Here is a 21,354-nt window from a genome sequence, read left to right as displayed (position 1 = left end):
CTCAAGCGACGGACGGGTTGGGGGCGGTGGGGGTGTTGTGGGGCTTCGCCCCGGGCCCCGGTGCCCAAGCGACGGGCGGGCTGAGGCGGCGGTACGGAGCAGGTGTTGCCGCCTCGGCCGTACGGCCCTGAGTGCCGGTCGGGCTGTGAATGGTGGGGGTGGTGGCGGGATCGTCCCGAGGGCCTGGGCGCAGGTGGGGGTGGAGGGGCAGCGGGGGTCAGGCTGCTGTGGTCAGGGGGGTTGACGGGCGGTGGCGGGTTGCCCGGGTGGCGGGGAGGGCGGCGGCCGTGGTCGCTCCGAGGACCGCCGCCGTCACCACCCCCAGCAGCACGAGGCCGGGAGGCGCATGGGCGATGCCCGCGCCCACGCCGCTCGATCGGCCCTGCGCGTCGATCAGCCGGCCGGCCAGCAGCACTCCGAACGCCGTGCCGGCCACCGAGGCGGCCAATGCCGTCAGAGCGGCCGAGGTCACAATCATCGACGTGACCTGGCGCGGGGTCAGGCCCATCGCCTTGAGAGCCAGCAGGTCCCGCTCGCGCTCGCGCACGCTCGCCCCGATCACGGTGAGCAGTTCGGTGAGGCCGATCAGGGCCAGTACCGCGACCAGTCCCATGACCACGGCCCGCGCCGGAGCCAGTCCCTCGGCGGAACCCGCCGCCCTGGCGACGTCCAGTCGGCCGTCCAGCGCGCCCGCGAGTCGCGTGCTCACCGCCTCCGTGTCTGCGCCCGGCCGCAGCCGGAGCTGGTAGAAGGCCGGTTCGAGCGAGGGGTCGCGTTCGCGGAGCGTGTCGAGGTCGGTGGTGACGACCCGGCCGGCGTTCTCCGGTTCGATCACCCGGCCGACGATGTGCAGGATCTGCGGTCGCCCGCCCACCGTCATCCGCACCCAGTCGCCGACCCGGATGTCGAGGAGATCGAGCAGCCCCTGGCCCGCGACCGCCTCGTCGGGCCCGTGCGGCGCCCGGCCCTCGGCAGGGGAGAAGGGGTACGGGGCCGTTCGGGAGCCCAGGCCGCGCAGAGCGATCGTGCCGGTCTGGCCCGGGACCAGCGCCGCGACCTCCACGCCCGGGTGGACCGCGGCGACCCTCGGGTCCGCGTCCAGTACGGCTCGTACCTCGTGATCCTCCATGCCTTCCGCCGCGCGGGCCGTGAGTCCGGCCGCCGGACCGTTCTGCCCTGCCCGGCCCTGGAGGCTGTCCAGCGTCGACCACGCGCTCAGCGCGACCGTGATCAGCAGGATCGGCAGGGCCAGCCGGGCGACCGAGGACAGCGAGCGGCTCCGGCGGCCGAACGCGGCGTGCCAGCCCAGTACCGCCGCGGGCGGGACGCCGAGCCCGAGCGCCCGCCGGGCCAACGCCGGCATCCGGCCGCCCGCCGGATCGGCGGACCGCAGCGCCGGCACGGCCGGGACGCGCCCCGCCCGCCACGCGGCGAGGCCGGTCGCCGCGCCGATGAAGAGCAGGGCGGCGGCCGGCAGGGACAGGAGTACGGCGGTGTGGGCGGGCAGGTCCTGCCACACCCCGACCGCCTCGCCGATCCGGCCCGGCGTCCGGGCGCCCAGCGTCTCCACCAGCGCCGTTCCCAGCACGACACCGGTCAGGGCGAAGGCGAGGTGCTGCACGAGGAAGATGCGTACCACCTGCCCGGGCGTGAAGCCGATCGCCTTGAGGACGGCGATGTCCCGCAGATGACCGCGGACCCGGGTACTGATCGCGCCGGTCACCGCCAGCGCGGCCGCCAGCAGGGCGCCGAGGCCGAAGACGCCCAGGAGCAGGCCGAGGAGCCTGCTGTCGCTCTGCGCCTCGGCGCGCGCCTGGTGCCAGTGCGAGACCTCGGTGACCTCCCCGGCGCCCAGCGCGGTGACCGCCCGCTGCACGGCGAAGTCCGTGTCGTCGGGGTGGTCGAGCCGCACGCCGACCACCTGTCCGGTGCGGTCGGCCGGTGCGCCGGTGAGCGCCGGTTCGCCGGGCAGCACCCAGCCGGTGCCCGGCCGGTCGCCCGGACGGTACGGCGACTCGGCGCTGTCCGCGACGCCGAGGACGGTGAGGCGGCGTACGCCCGACCCGTCGGCGCCGGGCACCGTGAGTGTGTCCCCTGGGCCGGCCCACAGCGCGCGGGCGAGACTGCTCTCCAGCACGATGCCGCCTGCCGCGCCCGGGTCGAGCCAGCGTCCCGAAGTGATCAGCGGACGGCCGGTCTGCGGCCGTCCGGCCGCGGCGCCGCGCAGTTCCACGGCGGCCTCGGCGCCCTGGGACCGCAAGGTCGTACGGGCGGTGCGGTACGGGCCGGACAACGCGTCGACCCCGTCGAGCCGGGCCAGGCCCGCAGCGTCGGCGGTGGGGCTGGTGTGGATCCACACATGGGCGCCGCGCGACTCGTTGAACACGCGCTGCCAGGGGTTCGCGGCGTAACTCAGCAGCGCGCCGGCCAGGAGCAGCGAGACGATGATCCCGGCGGTCGCGAGCACGATGAACAGCGCCTCGCCGCGATGTGTGCGCAGATCGGCGTGTGCCCAGCGCAGAGTGGCCCGCACCGCTGTCAGTCCTTCAGTTCGAGGACACCGGCGACGCCCCGGCCGCCGCCCGTCTTCGCGCCGAGCACGGCGTCGTCCGCCACGCGCCCGTCGAAGAAGCTGATGACCCGGTCCGCCGCACTGGCCAGCCGGTGGTCGTGGGTGACCAGCAGGATGGCCTGGCCGCGCTGGTGGAAGCGGGAGAGCAGCCGCATCACCTCGCGGGTGCCCTTGCTGTCCAGGCTGCCGGTCGGCTCGTCGGCGAGGAGCAGGCCGGGGTGGTTGACCAGGGCGCGCGCCAGGGCGACCCGCTGCTGTTCACCGCCGGACAGCTCGCCCGGCATGCTGCGCTCCTTGCCTTCGAGGCCGAGCTCGGTGAGGAGCCTGCGGCGCTCGGCGCGGGCCTGTCGCGCGTTGCTCCCGGCGAGGAGAGCCGGGAGCTCGATGTTGTCGGCGACCGTCAGGTTCGACACCAGGTTGAAGAACTGGAAGACGACGCCGATACGGCGGCGGCGCAGCACCGCCCAGCCCGCCTCGCTGTGGCCGTCGACCCGCGCGCCGTCCAGCCAGATGCTGCCGCTGTCGGGCCGCTGGAGGCCGCCGAGCAGATGCAGCAGCGTGGACTTCCCCGCGCCGGACGGACCGGTGATCGCGACGAACTCGCCGGGGCGGACGGTCAGGTCCACGCCGCGTACGGCGTGGGCCGGGGCGCCTTCGCCCCGGTAGGTCTTCACGAGCCCTTCGGCGCGCAGGACGGGGGGCGCGGCAGCGGCTTCGGAGGCAGCAGAGGAAGGGACGCCAGAAGAAGGGACGACGGAAGAACGTGCTTCGTCGCTCATTCCAGCTCCTCCTGACAGCGTTCCAGCCAGTCGAGGTCGGCCTGCAGATGCAGCATCGCGCCCTCGATCAGCAGCTGGGAGATCCGGTTGTCCCGGTCCTCGGCGGCGGCGAGTTTCGACAGATCCCGCAGGGTGTTGAGGTACTGACGCCGCTGTTTGTTGATGAGAGTGACCTGGTCGGCCATGCCCGAGGCCGGTGCGAGGGCGAGCTTCATGAAGAACTCGTCCCGTACGCGCGGCTCGTCGGTCGGGTCCTCGAACCAGACGTGCAGTGCTTCCCGCCCGGCGTCGGTCAGCCGGTAGATCTTCTTGTTCGGCCGGTTCGACTGGGCGATCTCCTCGCCCTCGATCAGGCCGGACTTCTCCAGCCGTCCGAGCGTGACGTAGATCTGGCCGACGTTCGGCTGAGGGTACGCGGCACCCAGCAGTTGCTCAAGCCCCTGCTTGAGCTCGTATCCGTGGGCGGGTCCCTGGGCGAGGAGGGCGAGAAGGGGCAGGCGCACGCGTGCTCTCCTCCTCCCCGTTCCGTACGTGATCCGTACCTGCTCGTCGCGGCCGGACCGACCGCCGTCGGAGTGTGGCCCGTATCGCCCTGGTGTCGTCGTTCGGGCTCTAGTATCGCCCATGCCTAACGGGTATACATGGCCCCTGACGCCACTCGAGGACGAATGACGCCGGTGCCCAAGGAGCGAACCTATGCGGTGGATACGAGCCGCCACCAGGGGGCTCCTGGCCGTCGCCGTCGTCCTGGCCGGTTACGCGGGCGGTGGCGCGCGCGCCGAAGGGCCGTCGGGCGACGGGGACGGACGCGGGCCGATGACCCTGGCCACGGCCGGTGACCTCACCGGCTACCTCGGACCGCTGCTCGACGGCTGGAACCGGACACATCCGGACGAGAAGGTCACCCTCGTCGAGCTGCCGGACTCGGCCGACGAGACCCGGGCGCAGATGATCACCGAACTGCGGGCCGGCAGGGGCCGGTTCGACGTACTCAACATCGACGTCGCCTGGACCTCCGAGTTCGCCGCCGCCGGGTGGATCGCCCCCGTCGAGCGCGACCGCTTCCCCCTCGGCTCCTTCCTGCCTCCGGTGGTCGACACCGCGACCTTCGACGGGCGGCTGTACGCCGTCCCCTATGTCACGAATGCCGGATTGCTCTACTACCGCAAGGACATCCTGCGGCGCGAGGGCGAACAGCCGCCGCGCACCTGGGCGGACCTGGAGCGGCAGGCGCGGACGATCGCGCCGAAGTACGGAATCGACGGGTACGCCGGACAGTTCCTGCCGTACGAGGGGCTGGCCGTCAACGTCACGGAGGCGGTGCACTCGGCGGGCGGATCATTCCTCCGCGACGACGGCGAACGCGTCACCGTGGACTCCGCCGCCGCCCGCGCCGGGCTGGGCTTCCTGGCCCGAGGGGTGCGGGACGGCTGGATCCCGCAGGAGGCGCTGCGCTTCAAGGAGGAGGAGTCGCGGCAGGCGTTCCAGGACGGCCGGCTGCTCTTCCTGCGCAACTGGCCGTACGTGTACTCCGGAGCCGGCGGCAAGGACTCCGAGGTCGCCGGAAAGTTCGGCGTCACCCCGCTGCCGGGGCCCGACGGCGCCGGAGCGAGCGTGCTGGGAGGCTCGAACCTCGCGGTCAGCGCCGACTCCCGCCACCGCGAGTCGGCCGCCGACCTGATGGCGTACCTGACCAGCGAGCCCGTGCAGCGCAAGGTGCTCACCGAGGGCTCACTGCCGCCGGTGCGGTCCGCCCTGTACACCGATCCGCAGCTGGTGCGCGCGTACCCGTACCTGCCGACGCTGCGCCGGAGCCTGCTCGCGGCGGAGCCCCGGCCCAAGAGCCCGCGCTACGACCAGGTGACTCTGGCCGTGCAGGCCGTGGCGTACGACGCGCTGGCGATGCGCCAGAGCCCGGAGCGGGCCGTGGACCGGCTGGCGCGGGAGCTGCGGGCCGTCGCCCGCAGAGGCTGAGACCTTCCGGGTGCTCGCCCGGCATCGTCTTGGTTACATGTTAGGTATCTGAGCTCTATCGAGTATCGGGACATTCCCACGTAACTCCAGGCAGCTTTCTGCCGCATCGTTGACACCCTCTCGTCACACCTACTTAACATGCATGCATAACGGGGGGCGGCCGCGCTGGACGTCTGGGCGCTCCCGCTCGCACAAGTAGGAACAGGTCAACGGGTGATGCTCACTGCCCCGGCCGACAACGGCCTCCCCCTTCGCGTCGCGCACCACTGGTGGCGGGACGCGGTGATCTACCAGGTGTACGTCCGCAGCTTCCTGGACAGCACCGGCGACGGCATCGGCGACCTGGCCGGCGTACGGGCGGGGCTTCCGTACCTCAAGAAGCTCGGCGTCGACGGCATCTGGCTGAGCCCGTTCTACCCCTCGCCGCAGCACGACCACGGCTACGACGTCGCCGACTACTGCGACGTCGACCCGGTCTTCGGTGATCTCGCCGAGTTCGACCTGCTGGTCACCGCCGCCCGGCGGCTCGGCGTCAAGGTGCTGCTGGACATCGTCCCCAACCACTGCTCCAGCGAGCACGTCTGGTTCCGCGAGGCACTGGCCGCCGGCCCCGGCAGCGTGGCCCGCGCCCGCTTCCACTTCGCCGACGGCAGGGGCCCGGACGGCGAGGAGCCGCCCAACAACTGGCGGGCGATGTTCGGCGGCCCCGCCTGGTCGCGCGTCGTCGAAGCCGACGGCACTCCGGGCCAGTGGTACCTCCACATGTTCACCCCCGAGCAGCCCGACCTGAACTGGCGCAACCCGGAGGTCGGCGCCCACTTCGAGCACGTCCTGCGCTTCTGGCTGGACCGGGGCGTCGACGGCTTCCGCATCGACGTCGCGGCGGGACTCTTCAAGCACCCCGAACTCCCCGACTCCCCGGACCCCGAGGCCGACGAGCGGACCCGCGACTCCGTCAACCCGCTCGCCTGGAACCAGCCCGAGGTGCACGACGTGTGGCGCCGCTGGCGCGCCGTCTGCGAGGAGTACGCCGCGAGGGACGGCCGGGAACGGCTGCTGGTGGGCGAGGTCTCCGTGCCCACCCCCCGCGAGCACGCCCTGTACGTACGCCCCGACGAGCTGCACCAGGCGTTCTTCTTCGACCTGCTCGGCGCCCCCTGGGACGCCGACGCGTTCCAGAAGATCATCTCCGGAGCGATGCAGGACATCGCGGGCACCGGCTCCACGGTCACGTGGGTCCTCAACAACCACGACCAGGTACGCACCGTCACCCGCTACGGCGAGTCCGGTACCGGGGGCAGCGGCCTCGGCTCGGCGCGCGCGAGGGCCGCCGCGCTGCTGATGATGGCGCTGCCGGGTTCGGCGTACATCTACCAGGGCGAGGAGCTCGGCCTGCCCGAGGTCGTGGACCTGCCGGACGACGTCCTGACCGACCCGATATTCCGCCGTACGGGCAGCCGCAAGCGCATCCGTGACGGCTGCCGGGTCCCGCTCCCGTGGTCCGGACACGCCTCCCCGTTCGGCTTCACCTCCGGCACGGAGGGAGCCAGGCCGTGGCTGCCGCAGCCCGAATGGTTCGCCGAGCACGCCACCGACCGGGCGCTCGCCGACACCCGCTCCTTCTGGCACCTCTACCGCGACGGCCTGCAACTGCGGCGCGGCCTGCCGCAGTTCGCCGAGGGCGGCCTGCGCTGGCTGGAGAGCCCGCCCGAGGTGCTCGCCTTCGTCCGGGGCGACGGGCTGGTGTGCGCCGTCAACTTCGGCACCGGCCCGGTCCCGGCCCCGGTCGCCGGCACCCCGCTGCTGGCCAGCGGCCCCATCGTCAACGGCGTACTGCCCGGATCCACCGCCGCCTGGTGGATCAGTGACAGCGCCGCCCTGTGACCCCTCCCTCTCCACCCTTCGGAAGGAACAGCCATGATGAGACTGCAACGACGGACCGTGGCCGCCTGCTCCTCGGCGCTCGCCCTCGCGCTCGGCGCGACCGCGTGCGGCGGCGGTGACATCGCCCCCGCCGGAAGCGGCGGCGGGAAGCTCGACGGCAGCAAGGTGGTCGTCGCCGGTGTGTGGTCCGGCACCGAACAGAAGAACTTCCGCAAGGTGCTCGACGCCTTCTCCGAGAAGACCGGCGCCAAGGTCGAGTTCATCTCCACCGGCGACAACGTCTCCACCGTCGTCGGCAGCAAGATCGAGGGTGGCAACGCCCCCGACGTGGTGATGGTGCCGCAGGTGGGCGTGCTGCAGCAGTTCGCGCGCAAGGGCTGGCTCCAGCCGCTGGGCAAGAAGACCGAGCAGACCGTCACCGACAACTTCGCGCCGGTCTGGAAGAACTACGGCACCGTCGACGGCGACTTCTACGGCCTCTACTTCAAGGCCGCCCACAAGTCGACGGTCTGGTACAGCCCGGACGCCCTCGACCAGGCGGGCGTCAAGCCGCCGAAGTCGTACGCCGAGATGCTGAAGAGCTCCGCCACGGTCGCCGACTCCGGACTGCCCGCCTTCGCCGTCGCCGGTGAGGACGGCTGGACGCTCACCGACTGGTTCGAGAACATCTACCTCTCCCAGGCGGGCCCCGAGAAGTACGACCGGCTCGCCGCCCACAAGCTGCCGTGGACCGACCCGAGTGTCGTCAAGGCCCTCACCACGCTCGGCAAGCTGTTCTCCGACAAGGACCTGGTCGCGGGCGGCAGGTCCGGCGCGCTCAGCACCGACTTCCCCAGCTCCGTCGGGCAGGTCTTCGGCGCCGAACCCGAGGCCGCGATGGTCTTCGAGGGCGACTTCGTCGGCTCCATAGCCAAGGAGGAGCACGGCAGGAAGGTCGGCGAGGACGCCGCCTTCTTCCCGTTCCCCGCCGTGGACGGCGGCAAGGCGCCGGTGGTCAGCGGCGGCGACGCCGCGGTGGTCCTGAAGGACGGCCGCAACCGCAAGGCCGCCATGGCGCTGATGGACTACCTCGCCACCCCCGGGGCGGCGGAGGTCTGGGCCGCCGAGGGCGGCTTCCTCTCGCCCAACAAGAAGGCCGACCCCGCCGCCTACGGCGACGACACCGCGCGCACCATCGCCAAGTCGCTCGTCGACGCGGGCGACACGGTCCGCTTCGACATGTCGGACCAGGCCCCGGCGGCCTTCGGCGGCACCAAGGGCATGGGGGAGTGGAAGATCCTCCAGGACTTCCTGCGCGACCCGGCCGACCCGAAGGGCACCGCCGCCGCGCTCGAAGCCGCGGCGGCCAAGGCCTTCAAGAACTGAGGGCCAACAGCCATGACCGCCCTCACGAGCCCCTCCCGTACCCCCGCCCGGTCCTCCCCGGCCGGCCCGCCGCCGTCCGGCACCCGGTCCCGGCGCGGTGCCACCCGCCGCCGCTGGTTCGTGGCCGTGGTGTTCGCCCTTCCCGCCCTGCTGCTGCTCGGCGTACTGGTCGTCTACCCGATGCTCTTCTCCGTCGGGCGCAGCTTCTTCGACGCCACCGGCACCCGCTTCGTCGGCGGCGACAACTACACCGAGATGTTCCGCGACCCGGCCACGCTCAAAGCAATCCGCAACAGCACCATCTGGGTGGTCGTCGCCCCCACCCTGCTGACCGGCCTCGGGCTGATCCTCGCCGTACTCACCGAGAAGGTCCGCTGGGCGACCGCCTTCAAGCTGCTGCTCTTCCTGCCGATGGCGGTCTCCTTCCTCGCCGCCGGCATCATCTTCCGGCTCGCGTACGAGGAGGACCCCGACCGGGGCGTGCTCAACGCGGTGGCGGTCGGCGTCCACGGCACCTTCCAGGACACCTCCTCCTATCCCACCGCCCGCGCCCGCGACGGACAGGGACTCACCAAGACCGGGGACGGCTCCTTCCGTACGACCGACGCGGCGCGCCCCGGGCACACCGTGAACCTCCCACTCGTCGGCGTACGGCCGGACGAACTGCCCGCGGGGGCCGTGCCCGCCCGGGGCGCGGCGGGCGCCGAACCCGGACCGGACGAGCTGCGCGGCGTCGTCTACCTGGACTTCACCCCCGGCGGGGGCGGCGAACAGGGCACGGTCGACGTGAAGGAGAGCGGACTGCCGGAGATGGCCGTCGAGGCGGTGCGCGACGGCAAGGTGGCCGCGCGGGCCACCACCGGGGCCGACGGCTCCTTCCGCTTCGCGGGCCTTGCCGCCGGTTCCTACGAACTGCGGCTGCCCGCGGAGAACTTCGCCCCGCCGTACGAGGGCGTCTCCTGGCTCGGGCCCGCCCTCGTCACACCGGCCGTCATCGGCGCGTACCTGTGGATCTGGACCGGCTTCGCGATGGTGCTCATCGGCGCCGGGCTCTCCGCCCTGCCCCGGGAGACCCTGGAGGCGGCCCGGATGGACGGGGCGAACGAGTGGCAGATCTTCCGCAGGATCACGGTGCCGCTGCTCGCCCCGGTGCTGACCGTGGTCTTCGTGACGCTGGTGATCAACGTGATGAAGGTCTTCGACCTCGTCTACATCATCGCGCCCGGCCCGGTGCAGGAGGAAGCCACCGTACTGGCCACCCAGATGTGGCTGGTGTCCTTCGGCGGCGGCCAGGACCAGGGGCTCGGCAGCGCGCTCGGGGTGCTTCTGCTGGTGCTGGTGGTCCCCGCCATGCTCTTCAACGTCCGCCGCTTCCGCAGGAGTCAGTCATGACCACCTCCACCGACCCGCGCCGGGCCTGGCCCGCGCGGCTGACCCGCGGACTGAGCAGCGGAGTGGTCCAGGCCGTGCTGGTCGTCGTGGGACTGATCTGGATCACACCGCTGGCGGGGCTCTTCCTGTCCTCGCTCCGCTCCGAGCGGGACAACGCGGGCAGCGGCTGGTGGACCGCGCTGGCCGAACCGGGACAGCTGTCGTTCGACAACTACAGCACGCTGCTCGCCGACACGGGCATCACCCAGGCGTTCTGGAACACCGTGCTCATCTCGGTGCCCGCCACCACGCTGGTCGTCGTACTCTCGGCACTCGCCGCGTACGCCTTCGCCTGGCTGGAGTTCCCGGGCCGGGACGCGCTGTTCCTGGTGGTCGTGGCGCTGCTCGTGGTGCCCGTGCAGGTCGGACTGCTGCCCGTGGCCAAGCTGTTCGGGCAGCTCGGGCTCTTCGGCACCATCCCCGGCGTCGTGCTGTTCCACGTCGCGTACGGGCTGCCGTTCGCCATCTTCCTGCTGCGGAACTACTTCGCCGAGATCCCGCGCGAGATGCTGGAGGCGGCGCGCATGGACGGCGGAAGCGAGTGGCGCATCTTCGTTCAACTGGTCCTGCCCGTGGGCCGCCCCGCCCTCGCCAGCCTGGCCATCTTCCAGTTCCTGTGGGTCTGGAACGACATGCTGGTCGCCCTCCTCTTCGCGGACAGCGCCTCGCAGCCGCTCACGGTGGCGCTCCAGTCCCAGATACGGCAGTTCGGCAGCAACATCGACGTGCTGGCACCCGGCGCGTTCCTCTCGCTCGTCGTGCCGGTGGCGGTCTTCTTCGCCTTCCAGCGGCACTTCGTGCAGGGCGTCATGGCCGGCTCGGTCAAGTAACCGCACGCCCATGACGAAGGCCCGGACCGCCGTGAGGCGGTCCGGGCCTTCGTCACGCGGTGGCTCCCCGTCAGGGAATGGCCGGACGGTAGAGCTCGCGCGGCAGCTCGGAGGCCGCCGCGTCGTCCAGCAGCCACAGCGTGCGGCGACGGCCGTACGCGCCCGCCGCCGGGGCCTGGATCTCCCCGGCGCCGGACAGCGCGAGGGCCGCCGCCTTCGCCTTGTCCTCGCCCGCCGCCAGCAGCCACACCTCGCGCGCCGCGCGGATCGCGGGCAGCGTGAGGGTGATGCGGGTGGGCGGCGGCTTGGGCGCGCCGTGCACGCCCACCACCGTGCGCTCCGTCTCGCGGACCGCGGGCAGCTCCGGGAACAGCGACGCGACGTGGGTGTCGGGACCGACGCCCAGCATCAGTACGTCGAACGTCGGCACCGGGCCGTGGTCCTCGGACCCGGCGACCGAGGCCAGCTCCGCGGCGTACCCGGCCGCCGCCGCGTCCGCGTCGTCGCCGAACCTCCCGTCCGAGGCGGGCATCGCGTGCACCCGGGCCGGGTCCAGCGGCACCGCGTCCAGCAGTGCCTCGCGCGCCTGGGTGACGTTGCGCTCGGGGTCACCCTCGGGGAGGAAGCGCTCGTCGCCCCACCACAGGTCGAGCCGCGACCAGTCGACCGCGTCCCGCGCCGGCGACGAGGCCAGCGCGGCCAGCAGACCGTTGCCGTTGCGCCCGCCGGTCAGCACGACCGACGCCGCCCCGCGCGTGGCCTGGGCGTCCACGACCTTCGTGATCAGCCGGGCCGCGGCGGCCTGCGCCATCAGCTCCTTGTCGTGGTGGACGACGAGCTGCGGTGTGCTCACTTCGACGCCGCCTTCTTGGCCGCGGAGCCCGAAGCGGTCTTCTTCGCCGAAGCGGCCGCCGGCTTGTCCGCCGCCGGCTCCTTGGAGTTGTGCTCACCGAGCCGCTCGACGCCGTACTTCAGCGCCGACGCGTACGTGTCGTCCGGGTCCAGCCTGCGCAGCTCCTCGGCGATCAGCTCGGCGGTCTCCCGCCGCTTGAGCGCCACCGCGCGGTCCGGCTGCCCCTCGATGGACAGCGACGCCAGCGAACCGTCCGAACGGCCGAGTTTGATCGGCCCGCAGTTCGTCTCCATCGTCACGCCGGTCAGACCGGGACCGGACGACACGGAACGCCTCACCGGTACGCCGAGCCGGTCGGCGAGCCACATGCCGAGCAGCTCGACGCTGGGGTTGTACCCCTCGCCCTCCACCTCGACCGAGGTGACCTCGCACTCCACCTGGTCCAGCGCGGCCGCGAGCATCGAGCGCCACGGCGTGATGCGCGTCCACGACAGGTCGGTGTCGCCCGGCGTGTACGCCTCGGCGCGCGCCGTCAGTTCCTCGACCGGCTGCTCGGCCGCGTACGTGTCCGTGACCCGGCGCTGGGCGAGCGCGCCGAGCGGGTCGTTCGCCGGGTCGAGCGGCGCGTTGGCCGCCCACCACACCACGACGGGCGCGTCAGGCAGCAGCAGCGGCAGCACCACCGACTGGGCGTGGTCGATGACCTCGCCGTACAGCCGCAGGACGACCGTCTCGCCGGTGCCCGCCGCAGTGCCCACCCGCACCTCGGCGTCGAGGCGCGCCTGGGCGCGGTCGCGCGGCGAGCGCGAGACCCGCTTGATGACGACGAGGGTGCGCGACGGGTGCTCGCGGGAGGCCTCGTTGGCCGCCTTGAGCGCGTCGTACGCGTTCTCCTCGTCGGTGACGATGACCAGCGTCAGCACCATGCCCACGGCCGGTGTGCCGATGGCGCGGCGGCCCTGGACCAGAGCCTTGTTGATCTTGCTGGACGTGGTGTCCGTCAGGTCGATTTTCATGGCCGACGCCAGCTCCGTCCGTCTCGTGCGAGCATTTCGTCCGCCTCGACCGGGCCCCAGGTACCGGCCTGGTACTGCGCGGGCTTGCCGTGCTTGTCCCAGTACTCCTCGATCGGGTCGAGGATCCGCCAGGACTGCTCGACCTCCTCGAGACGCGGGAAGAGGTTGGCGTCGCCGAGCAGCACGTCCAGGATCAGGCGTTCGTACGCCTCCGGACTGGACTCGGTGAAGGACTCGCCGTACGCGAAGTCCATCGAGACGTCCCGCACCTCCATCGCGGTCCCCGGCACCTTCGAGCCGAACCGGACCGTGACGCCCTCGTCCGGCTGGACGCGGATGACCAGGGCGTTCTGCCCGAGTTCCTCGGTGGCCGTGTGGTCGAAGGGGGAGTGCGGGGCGCGCTGGAAGACGACCGCGATCTCGGTGACGCGGCGGCCGAGGCGCTTGCCCGTACGGAGGTAGAAGGGGACGCCCGCCCAGCGGCGGTTGTCGATCTCCAGCTTGATCGCCGCGTAGGTGTCGGTCTTCGACTTGGGGTCGATGCCGTCTTCCTGGAGGTAGCCGACGGCCTTCTCGCCGCCCTGCCAGCCCGCCGCGTACTGCCCGCGCACCGTCTCGCGGCCCAGGTCCTTCGGCAGCTTGACCGCGCCGAGCACCTTGGTCTTCTCGGCGACCAGCGCGTCCGCGTCGAAGGAGGCGGGCTCCTCCATGGCGGTCAGCGCGAGGAGCTGGAGCAGGTGGTTCTGGATGACGTCGCGGGCGGCGCCGATGCCGTCGTAGTAGCCGGCGCGGCCGCCGATGCCGATGTCCTCGGCCATGGTGATCTGCACGTGGTCGACGTACGACCGGTTCCAGAGCGGCTCGAACATCTGGTTGGCGAACCGCAGCGCCATGATGTTCTGGACCGTCTCCTTGCCCAGGTAGTGGTCGATCCGGAAGACCTCGTTGGCCGGGAAGACCTCGTGGACGATCCGGTTGAGCTCCTGCGCCGAGGCGAGGTCGTGCCCGAAGGGCTTCTCGATGACGGCCCGGCGCCAGGAGCCCTCCTTCTGGTCGGCGAGCCCGTGCTTCTTGAGCTGCTGGACCACCGCGGGGAAGAACTTCGGCGGCACGGACAGGTAGAAGGCGAAGTTGCCGCCGGTGCCCTGCGCCTTGTCGAGCTCCGCGATCGTCGACTTCAGCGTCTCGAAGGCGTTGTCGTCGTCGAAGTCGCCCTGGACGAACCGCATGCCCTGGATGAGCTGCTGCCAGACCTCCTCACGGAAGGGCGTACGGGCGTGCTCCTTGACGGCGTCGTGGACGACCTGGGCGAAGTCCTCGTTCTCCCAGTCGCGGCGGGCGAAGCCGATCAGCGAGAAGCCCGGCGGCAGCAGGCCGCGATTGGCCAGGTCGTAGACGGCAGGCATCAACTTTTTACGTGACAAATCGCCCGTGACGCCAAAGATGACCAGGCCCGACGGCCCCGCGATACGCGGGAGCCGTCGGTCCTGAGCGTCACGCAGCGGATTGCTGCTGGACAATGTTTAGCCCTCCGAAGGGGCGAGGCGCTTGAGCTCCGCCTCGGTCGACTTGAGCAGGTCGTTCCAGGACGCCTCGAACTTGTCGACGCCCTCGTCCTCGAGCAGCTGCACCACGTCGTCGTAGCCGATGCCGAGCTTCTCGACGGCGTCGAGCTCGGCGCGCGCCTGCTCGTACGTGCCGGCGATCGTGTTGCCCGAGATCTGCCCGTGGTCGCCGGTCGCCTCCAGGGTCGCCTCGGGCATGGTGTTCACCGTGCCGGGGGCGACGAGGTCCTCGACGTACAGGGTGTCCTTGTACGACGGGTCCTTGACGCCGGTCGACGCCCACAGCGGACGCTGCTTGTTGGCGTTGGCCTTGTCCAGAGCGGCCCAGCGGTCGCTGCTGAAGACCTCTTCGTAGGCCTGGTAGGCCAGCCGGGCGTTGGCCAGCGCGGCCTTGCCCTTGAGGGCCTTGGCCTCGTCCGTGCCGATGCCGTCGAGACGCTTGTCGATCTCGCTGTCCACACGGGACACGAAGAACGACGCCACCGAGTGGATCTTCGAGAGGTCCAGGCCCGCGGCCTTCGCCTTCTCCAGACCGGCCAGGTAGGCGTCCATGACCTCGCGGTAGCGCTCCAGCGAGAAGATCAGCGTCACGTTGACGCTGATGCCCAGACCGATGGTCTCGGTGATCGCCGGGATTCCCGCCCTGGTGGCCGGGATCTTGATGAGGGTGTTCGGACGGTCCACCAGCCAGGCGAGCTGCCTGGCCTCGGCCGTCGTCGCCCGGGTGTTGTGCGCCAGGCGGGGGTCGACCTCGATCGACACCCGGCCGTCCTGGCCGCCGGTCGCGTCGAACACCGGCCGCAGGATGTCGGCGGCGTCCCTCACGTCAGCCGTCGTGATCATGCGGATGGCTTCCTCGACGGTGACCTCACGGGCGGCCAGGTCGCCGAGCTGCTGGTCGTAACCGTGGCCCTCGGAGATCGCCTTCTGGAAGATCGAAGGGTTGGTCGTGACGCCCACGACGTGCTGCTGGTCGATCAGCTCGGCGAGGTTGCCGGACGTGATCCGCTGGCGCGAAAGGTCGTCAAGCCAGATCGCGACGCCTTCGTCGGAGAGGCGCTTGAGTGCGTCTGTCATGAGAGTTGCATCTCCTACTTGTCGTATATACCGGCGTCAGCGCGCTGCGGCAGCCAGGGATTCCCGGGCCGCTGCCGTGACCGCGTCCGCGGTGAAACCGAACTCCCGGAAGAGCACCTTGGCGTCCGCAGAAGCTCCGAAGTGCTCCAGCGAGACGATGCGGCCGGCCTCACCGACGTACCGGTACCAGGTCAGGGCAATGCCCGCCTCGACCGCGACACGGGCCTTGACGGACGGCGGCAGCACGCTGTCGCGGTACCCCTGGTCCTGCTCCTCGAACCACTCGATCGAGGGCATCGACACCACACGGGTCGGAATACCGGCCGCCTGGAGCTGCTCGCGCGCCTCGACGGCGAGCTGGACCTCGGAGCCGGTGCCGATCAGCACGACCTGCGGCTGACCGCCCTCGGCCTCGGCGAGTACGTAACCGCCACGCGCGGCGTCCTCGTTCGCCTCGTACGTCGGCACACCCTGGCGGGTCAGCGCCAGACCGTGCGGAGCGTCGTTGCGGCGGAGGATCTCGCGCCAGGCGATCGCCGTCTCGTTGGCGTCGGCCGGGCGGACCATGTTCAGACCGGGGATGGCGCGCAGCGCGGCCATGTGCTCGACCGGCTGGTGCGTCGGGCCGTCCTCGCCCAGACCGATGGAGTCGTGCGTCCAGACGTACGTCACGGGCAGCTTCATCAGCGCGGCGAGGCGGACGGCGGGGCGCATGTAGTCGGAGAACACCAGGAAGGTGCCGCCGTAGATGCGGGTGTTGCCGTGCAGCGCGATGCCGTTCATCGTCGAGCCCATGGCGTGCTCGCGGATGCCGAAGTGGACCGTACGTCCGTACGGGTTCGCCTCGGGCAGCGGGTTGCCGACGGGCAGGAACGACGAGGTCTTGTCGATCGTCGTGTTGTTCGAGCCGGCGAGGTCGGCGGAGCCGCCCCACAGCTCGGGGATGACCGCGCCGAGCGCCTGGAGGACCTTGCCGGAGGCGGCACGGGTCGCGACGGCCTTGCCGGGCTCGAAGACGGGGAGCGACTTCTCCCAGCCCTCGGGCAGCTCGCCCTTGGCGACGCGGTCGAACGTGGCGGCGCGCTCCGCGTTGGCGTCGCGCCACTCCTGGAACTTCTTGTCCCAGGCGGCGTGCTCCTCGCGGCCGCGGTCGGCCGCCTTGCGGACGTGCGCGAAGACGTCGTCGTCGACCTGGAAGTGCTGCTCGGGGTCGAAACCCAGCACGCGCTTGGTGGCCGCGATCTCCTCCTCGCCCAGCGCCGAGCCGTGCGAGGCCTCGGTGCCCTGGGCGTTCGGGGCGGGCCAGGCGATGATCGTGCGCGCCGCGATGATCGACGGGCGCTCGGTCTCGTCCTGCGCCGCCTTCAGGGCCGCGTACAGGGCCTTGACGTCGAAGTCGCCGTTGGCGTTCTGCTCGACGCGCTGCACGTGCCAGCCGTACGCCTCGTACCGCTTCAGCACGTCCTCGGAGAAGGCGGTCTCGGTGTCGCCCTCGATCGAGATGTGGTTGTCGTCGTACAGGGCGACGATGCTGCCGAGCTTCTGGTGGCCCGCGAGCGAGGACGCCTCGGCCGAGATGCCCTCCTCCAGGTCGCCGTCGGAGACGATCGCCCAGATGGTGTGGTCGAACGGGGAGGCGCCCTCGGCGGCCTCCGGGTCGAACAGACCGCGCTCGTAGCGGGCGGCCATCGCCATGCCGACGGCATTGGCGATGCCCTGGCCCAGCGGGCCCGTGGTGGTCTCCACGCCGGTCGTGTGCCCGTGCTCGGGGTGACCCGGCGTCAGGCTGCCCCAGGTGCGGAACGCCTTCAGGTCGTCCAGCTCCAGGCCGTAGCCGGCCATGTAGAGCTGGATGTAGAGCGTCAGGCTGGAGTGACCGGGTGAGAGGACGAAACGGTCGCGGCCGGTCCAGTTCGCGTCACTGGGGTCGTGGCGCATCAGCTTCTGGAACAGCACATACGCGGCCGGGGCGAGGCTCATGGCCGTACCAGGGTGGCCGTTGCCGACCTTCTGTACGGAATCCATGGCCAGGACGCGGACGGTATCGACAGCCCGCTGGTCCAATTCGGTCCACTCGAGATCTGTGGTGGTCGGCTTGGTGCTCACCCTGAGTCAGGGCTCCTCTCCACATGTCGAATCCCGGCGACTGGTAGCGCACCGGGCGTAGTCGAGCCTACCCCCGCGAGAACACGCGTCTCTTCGAGTCCGAGGCTTGGACGGCCTCGGACAAAAGCGGACACGGACCAGCCTGCGGGCGGGGGGAGACTTCGCCTCCCGGAGTTCACCTTGTATGTACGGGACCCGCCCCCGGCGGTACTCAACACGAGCCGACCCCGGCGGAGATCGGTGTCCGGGCAACGTCTAGAGTGGCGTGGTACGCGCAAGTCTTTACCGGGCCTTCACGTCCGGAGCTTGCTGGAATTTCTCTGTCAGGGGTGTGCGTGACGGCCGTCGAGTCCCGACCCGCAGGGGTCGCCTTGACTCCCAGCCCGGGGGGCCATCGGCCGTTCGGAGCCCGGGTCAAAGCGTTCGTGGCACTGACCAAGCCTCGGATCATCGAACTGCTGCTGATCACCACTGTGCCGGTGATGTTCCTGGCCGAGCAGGGTGTGCCCGACCTGTGGCTGGTACTGGTGACCTGCCTCGGCGGCTACCTGTCGGCCGGCGGCGCCAACGCGCTGAACATGTACATCGACCGTGACATCGACGCGCTGATGGACCGCACGTCACAGCGTCCGCTGGTCACCGGCATGGTGAGCCCGGCGGAATGCCTCGTCTTCGGTATCAGCCTGGCCGTGATCTCCACGCTCTGGTTCGGACTGCTCGTCAACTGGCTGTCCGCCGCCCTGTCGCTCGGCGCGCTCCTGTTCTACGTCGTCGTCTACACGATGATCCTCAAGCGGCGCACGGCGCAGAACATCGTCTGGGGCGGCATCGCGGGCTGCCTGCCGGTCCTCATCGGCTGGTCCGCCGTCACGAACTCGATGTCCTGGGCCGCCGTCGTGCTGTTCATGGTCATCTTCTTCTGGACGCCGCCGCACTACTGGCCGCTGTCGATGAAGGTGAAGGACGACTACGCGCGGGTGGGCGTTCCGATGCTCCCCGTCGTCGCCTCCAACAAGGTCGTGGCCCGCCAGATCGTCGCGTACAGCTGGGTGATGGTCGGCGTCTCGCTGCTGCTGACCCCGATGGGCTACACCGGATGGTTCTACACCTGCGTCGCCCTGGTGGCCGGCGGCTGGTGGCTCAAGGAGGCGCACGGGCTCCAGGCCCGCGCGAAGTCCGGGGTCACCGGCGGCAAGCTCAAGGAGATGCGGCTGTTCCACTGGTCCATCACCTACGTCTCGCTGCTGTTCGTAGCGGTGGCGGTGGACCCCTTCCTGCGGTAGGCCCTCCGGCTGTGGACCGCCGGGCTACCCGTCGGTAGCATCGGCGTCATGGCAGACACGAAGCAGGCAGAGCGCAAGGTGGCGAAGCTCGCCAAGGAGATCACCGCCTTCGCCAAGCAGCACGGCGGCGCCGAGGGGCAGCTCGCCTACATCGGCCAGGTGGGCACCCGGATCGTGCTCGTCGGCGAGGACGGCGGCTGGGGCGACCTCGTCGCCCCGACCCACGACGTCGCGCGGAGCGCCGCCGAGAAGGCCGGGATCACCCTGCACGAGTCCTTCGACGGCGACTTCGCCGCCAGGGTGCGCACGGGCCCGTACGAGTGGAGCCGGATGGCCGGGATCCAGGTCGGCGGCCCGTCCAACGGCCCGGCCGACGCACCGGCCCAGAGTGCTCAGCCGTCCGCCTAGCAACACCTGACGCGGGGGTCACCCGTTAGAACCTGTGGAAGCACGTCCACCACAGGAGCCCCGGATGATCGAAACGCCTGCCCTGGTGGACCAGTACTGCCACGGAGTGCTCCGTACGGAGCTGGGCCTCGGCACCTTCGAGACCTACCTCGGCAGGACCCCCGCGCCCCCCGCGTCCGGCACCACGTTCTTCGACACCCAGACCGGCTTCGCGGTCCGCCGCTGGTGCCCGCCGCTGCTGGGCCTCGAACCGCACTGCCCGCCGGCGCGCTACCTCGCCCGCCGCAGGGAGCTGGGCGTGCTGGAGACCGGCAGGAGGCTGCTGCGGGGCAGCGGCATCTCCACCTACCTGGTCGACACCGGCCTGCCGGGCGACCTCACCGGGCCCGTTGAGATCGCCGCCGCGGGCGATGCCCAGGCCCGCGAGATCGTGCGCCTGGAACTCCTCGCCGAGCAGGTCGCCGACACCTCCGGCACCGTCGACGGCTTCCTCGCCAACCTCGCCGAGGCCGTGCACAGCGCGGCGGGCTCCGCCGTGGCGTTCACCTCGGTGGCCGGCGTACGGCACGGACTCGCCCTCGCGCCGCACCCGCCGGGGCCCGGCGAGGTGCGCGGCGCGGTGGGGCGCTGGCTGGCCGGGCGCCGGGCCGGCGCCGCGCTCACCGATCCCGTCGTGCTGCGACACCTGCTGTGGGCCGCCGTCGCCTCCGGGCTGCCGCTGCAGCTCCAGGCGGGGACGGCCGGCCCCGGGCTGCGCATCGACCGTACCGACCCGGTGCTGCTCACCGACTTCGCCGCGGCGACCGCGGGCCTCGGCACGGACCTGGTGCTGCTGCACGGCTATCCGTACCACCGGCACGCCGCACACCTGGCGAGCGTCTTCCCGCACGTGTACGCCGACCTGGGCCCCGCGCTCGCGCACACGGGGGCGCGGGCGGCGGCCGTGCTCGCGGAGATCCTGGAACTCGCGCCCTTCGGGAAGCTGCTCTTCTCCAGCGGCGCGCGCGGCCTGCCCGAGCTGCACGTCGTGGGGGCGCGGCTGTTCCGGGAGGCGCTCGGCCGGGTGCTCGGCGGCTGGGTCGGCGACGGCGCGTGGTCGCGGGCGGACGCCGAGCGGGTCGCCGCCATGGTCGCGGCGGGCAACGCCCGCCGCGTCTACGGACTGCCCGAGGACCCCTCAGACGGCGGCGGCCACCGCTGAGCCGGGCTGCACGGGCAGCGTCGGCGCCGCTGCCGGCGGACGCTCGCGCAGGCTCAGCGCCAGGCGCAGCACCGCGACCCACATCAGCGACGAGCCGAGCATGTGGGCGCCCACCAGGATCTCGGGGACCCCGGTGAAGAACTGCACGTATCCGATGCCGCCCTGCGCGAGCAGGACGATCAGCAGGTCGCGGGCGCGCGCCCGGGTGTCGTCCGGGGCGTCCACCACGCGCAGCACCAGCCACATGGCGACGGCCAGTGCGCAGACCACCCAGGCGGCCGCGGCGTGCAGGTGGGCCGCGTCGGCCCAGTCCCACGGCATGCGCGGTACGTCGCTGCTGTCACCGGCGTGCTTGCCCGAGCCGGTCACGGTCGTGCCCAGGGCGATCACCAGTGCCGAGGTGACGAGCAGCGCCCAGGACAGCTTGCGGACGGGGCGCGGGACGCGCGGGCGGGGCGCGGTGTCGCCCTCGCGGGTGCGCTGCCAGGTGATCACGGCGACCGTGAGCAGGGCGTTGGCGAGGAGGAAGTGACCGGCGACGGTCCAGGGGTTCAGGCCCGCCCAGACCGTGATGCCGCCGAGGACGGCGTTGCCCATCACGATCCAGAACTGCGCCCAGGCGAGGCGGGTGAGACCCCGCCGCCACGGCTTCGTGGACCGCGCGGCGACGATCGCCCAGCCGACCGCCGCCGACAGGACGTACGTCAGCATGCGGTTGCCGAACTCGATCGCGCCGTGGAGGCCCTGCTCGGGCGTCGCGAAGAGGCTTTCGTCGGTGCACTTGGGCCAGGTGTCGCAGCCGAGGCCGGATCCGGTCAGGCGTACCGCTCCGCCGGTGACGATGATGAAGACGGTCATCACGACGGCGGAGAGCGCGGCGCGCCGGAGCGTACGGGGGGTGGGCGTCCAGCGCCGCGCGATGAGGGCGAGGGGGGTCAACACGGGAACCATCGTAGGACGGGGCTTGTGCGGCAATTCACGAGGGGTGCCCAAACGGGGCGTAACTCACT

17 protein-coding genes are annotated in these 21,354 nt (G+C 71.5%); 8 read left to right on the top strand and 9 right to left on the bottom strand.

Translation table 11 applies throughout. The annotated features are described in order from the left end of the window. Window positions 1–217 precede the first annotated feature (217 nt). From IE185_RS00760 to IE185_RS00750, 3 genes are read right to left on the bottom strand one after another with little or no spacing between them, the layout of a single operon-like run. Window positions 218–2,533 carry an ABC transporter permease gene (locus tag IE185_RS00760; protein ID WP_189714391.1) on the bottom strand — a complete coding sequence of 772 codons (2,316 nt, stop codon included), beginning with the start codon at window positions 2,531–2,533 and terminating at the stop codon, window positions 218–220. Window positions 2,534–2,538: 5 nt separating this feature from the next. Next, the gene (locus tag IE185_RS00755) at window positions 2,539–3,351 is read right to left on the bottom strand and encodes an ABC transporter ATP-binding protein (RefSeq protein ID WP_138897187.1); all 813 of its coding nucleotides are present in this window, start codon (window positions 3,349–3,351) and stop codon (window positions 2,539–2,541) included. Beyond that, complete coding sequence (locus tag IE185_RS00750; RefSeq protein ID WP_138897186.1) at window positions 3,348–3,854, bottom strand: PadR family transcriptional regulator; 507 nt, start codon at window positions 3,852–3,854, stop codon at window positions 3,348–3,350. Before IE185_RS00750 ends, IE185_RS00755 begins: the two co-directional genes overlap by 4 nt. A gap of 193 nt (window positions 3,855–4,047) precedes the next feature. Here IE185_RS00750 and IE185_RS00745 point away from each other — a divergent pair, with 193 nt between their 5' ends. The 5 genes from IE185_RS00745 to IE185_RS00725 all read left to right on the top strand — a co-directional run bounded on the left by IE185_RS00745 (window position 4,048) and on the right by IE185_RS00725 (window position 10,835). After that, the gene (locus IE185_RS00745) at window positions 4,048–5,325 is read left to right on the top strand and encodes an ABC transporter substrate-binding protein (RefSeq protein ID WP_138897185.1); all 1,278 of its coding nucleotides are present in this window, start codon (window positions 4,048–4,050) and stop codon (window positions 5,323–5,325) included. Window positions 5,326–5,541: 216 nt separating this feature from the next. Then, on the top strand, window positions 5,542–7,209 hold the full coding sequence (locus tag IE185_RS00740; protein ID WP_138897184.1) for a glycoside hydrolase family 13 protein: 1,668 nt from the start codon (window positions 5,542–5,544) through the stop codon (window positions 7,207–7,209). 36 nt (window positions 7,210–7,245) lie between these two features. After that, window positions 7,246–8,574, top strand: coding sequence for an ABC transporter substrate-binding protein (locus tag IE185_RS00735; RefSeq protein ID WP_373303682.1), 1,329 nt, complete (start codon window positions 7,246–7,248; stop codon window positions 8,572–8,574). A 12-nt stretch (window positions 8,575–8,586) separates the two neighbouring features. Continuing rightward, window positions 8,587–9,966 carry an ABC transporter permease subunit gene (locus tag IE185_RS00730; protein WP_189714390.1) on the top strand — a complete coding sequence of 460 codons (1,380 nt, stop codon included), beginning with the start codon at window positions 8,587–8,589 and terminating at the stop codon, window positions 9,964–9,966. Further along, window positions 9,963–10,835 (top strand): carbohydrate ABC transporter permease, encoded by an 873-nt coding sequence (locus IE185_RS00725; RefSeq protein ID WP_138894769.1) that lies wholly within the window; start codon window positions 9,963–9,965, stop codon window positions 10,833–10,835. Before IE185_RS00730 ends, IE185_RS00725 begins: the two co-directional genes overlap by 4 nt. Window positions 10,836–10,905: 70 nt before the next feature. Here the strand turns inward: IE185_RS00725 and pgl are convergent, their stop codons facing one another. The 5 genes from pgl to tkt are packed head-to-tail and all read right to left on the bottom strand — an operon-like array spanning window position 10,906 to window position 17,452. Beyond that, a complete protein-coding gene (gene pgl, locus IE185_RS00720) occupies window positions 10,906–11,688 on the bottom strand; it encodes a 6-phosphogluconolactonase (RefSeq protein WP_138894768.1) in 783 nt (260 codons plus the stop codon). Continuing rightward, window positions 11,685–12,704: a glucose-6-phosphate dehydrogenase assembly protein OpcA gene (gene opcA, locus IE185_RS00715; protein WP_138894767.1), complete on the bottom strand. Its 1,020-nt coding sequence runs from the start codon at window positions 12,702–12,704 to the stop codon at window positions 11,685–11,687. The genes pgl and opcA overlap by 4 nt, the downstream gene beginning before the upstream one ends. Then, on the bottom strand, window positions 12,701–14,224 hold the full coding sequence (zwf, locus tag IE185_RS00710; protein ID WP_138894766.1) for a glucose-6-phosphate dehydrogenase: 1,524 nt from the start codon (window positions 14,222–14,224) through the stop codon (window positions 12,701–12,703). Before zwf ends, opcA begins: the two co-directional genes overlap by 4 nt. Window positions 14,225–14,227: 3 nt before the next feature. Continuing rightward, a complete protein-coding gene (gene tal / locus IE185_RS00705) occupies window positions 14,228–15,346 on the bottom strand; it encodes a transaldolase (protein ID WP_138894765.1) in 1,119 nt (372 codons plus the stop codon). Between the two features lie 36 nt (window positions 15,347–15,382). Next, a complete protein-coding gene (tkt, locus tag IE185_RS00700) occupies window positions 15,383–17,452 on the bottom strand; it encodes a transketolase (protein WP_138894764.1) in 2,070 nt (689 codons plus the stop codon). A gap of 335 nt (window positions 17,453–17,787) precedes the next feature. Here tkt and IE185_RS00695 point away from each other — a divergent pair, with 335 nt between their 5' ends. The 3 genes from IE185_RS00695 to IE185_RS00685 all read left to right on the top strand — a co-directional run bounded on the left by IE185_RS00695 (window position 17,788) and on the right by IE185_RS00685 (window position 20,344). Next, complete coding sequence (locus tag IE185_RS00695; RefSeq protein ID WP_167518964.1) at window positions 17,788–18,735, top strand: heme o synthase; 948 nt, start codon at window positions 17,788–17,790, stop codon at window positions 18,733–18,735. Window positions 18,736–18,783: 48 nt separating this feature from the next. Next, window positions 18,784–19,143: a hypothetical protein gene (locus IE185_RS00690; protein ID WP_138894763.1), complete on the top strand. Its 360-nt coding sequence runs from the start codon at window positions 18,784–18,786 to the stop codon at window positions 19,141–19,143. Window positions 19,144–19,207: 64 nt separating this feature from the next. Further along, complete coding sequence (locus IE185_RS00685) at window positions 19,208–20,344, top strand: amidohydrolase family protein (RefSeq protein ID WP_138894762.1); 1,137 nt, start codon at window positions 19,208–19,210, stop codon at window positions 20,342–20,344. On the opposite strand, the gene IE185_RS00680 is transcribed toward IE185_RS00685, so the two are convergent. Next, on the bottom strand, window positions 20,321–21,295 hold the full coding sequence (locus tag IE185_RS00680) for a COX15/CtaA family protein (protein ID WP_138894761.1): 975 nt from the start codon (window positions 21,293–21,295) through the stop codon (window positions 20,321–20,323). The two genes, IE185_RS00685 and IE185_RS00680, sit on opposite strands and share 24 nt — an antisense overlap. Window positions 21,296–21,354 lie beyond the last annotated feature (59 nt).

The sequence above is a fragment of the Streptomyces chryseus genome, from assembly GCF_014650755.1.
GTDB lineage: Bacteria > Actinomycetota > Actinomycetes > Streptomycetales > Streptomycetaceae > Streptomyces > Streptomyces chryseus.
The sequence above is the reverse complement of the archived record's forward strand: the minus strand, read 5'-3'. Positions and strand labels throughout refer to the sequence as shown.

Bases quoted from the DNA above. Each gene is read 5' to 3' on its own strand.
- IE185_RS00755 (WP_138897187.1), bottom strand. From the start codon at position 3,351: ATGAGCGACGAAGCACGTTCTTCCGTCGTCCCTTCTTCTGGCGTCCCT.
- IE185_RS00745 (WP_138897185.1), top strand. From the start codon at position 4,048: ATGCGGTGGATACGAGCCGCCACCAGGGGGCTCCTGGCCGTCGCCGTC.
- IE185_RS00740 (WP_138897184.1), top strand. From the start codon at position 5,542: ATGCTCACTGCCCCGGCCGACAACGGCCTCCCCCTTCGCGTCGCGCAC.
- IE185_RS00735 (WP_373303682.1), top strand. From the start codon at position 7,246: ATGAGACTGCAACGACGGACCGTGGCCGCCTGCTCCTCGGCGCTCGCC.
- IE185_RS00730 (WP_189714390.1), top strand. From the start codon at position 8,587: ATGACCGCCCTCACGAGCCCCTCCCGTACCCCCGCCCGGTCCTCCCCG.
- IE185_RS00725 (WP_138894769.1), top strand. From the start codon at position 9,963: ATGACCACCTCCACCGACCCGCGCCGGGCCTGGCCCGCGCGGCTGACC.
- opcA (WP_138894767.1), bottom strand. From the start codon at position 12,704: ATGAAAATCGACCTGACGGACACCACGTCCAGCAAGATCAACAAGGCT.
- tal (WP_138894765.1), bottom strand. From the start codon at position 15,346: ATGACAGACGCACTCAAGCGCCTCTCCGACGAAGGCGTCGCGATCTGG.
- IE185_RS00690 (WP_138894763.1), top strand. From the start codon at position 18,784: ATGGCAGACACGAAGCAGGCAGAGCGCAAGGTGGCGAAGCTCGCCAAG.
- IE185_RS00685 (WP_138894762.1), top strand. From the start codon at position 19,208: ATGATCGAAACGCCTGCCCTGGTGGACCAGTACTGCCACGGAGTGCTC.
- IE185_RS00680 (WP_138894761.1), bottom strand. From the start codon at position 21,295: ATGGTTCCCGTGTTGACCCCCCTCGCCCTCATCGCGCGGCGCTGGACG.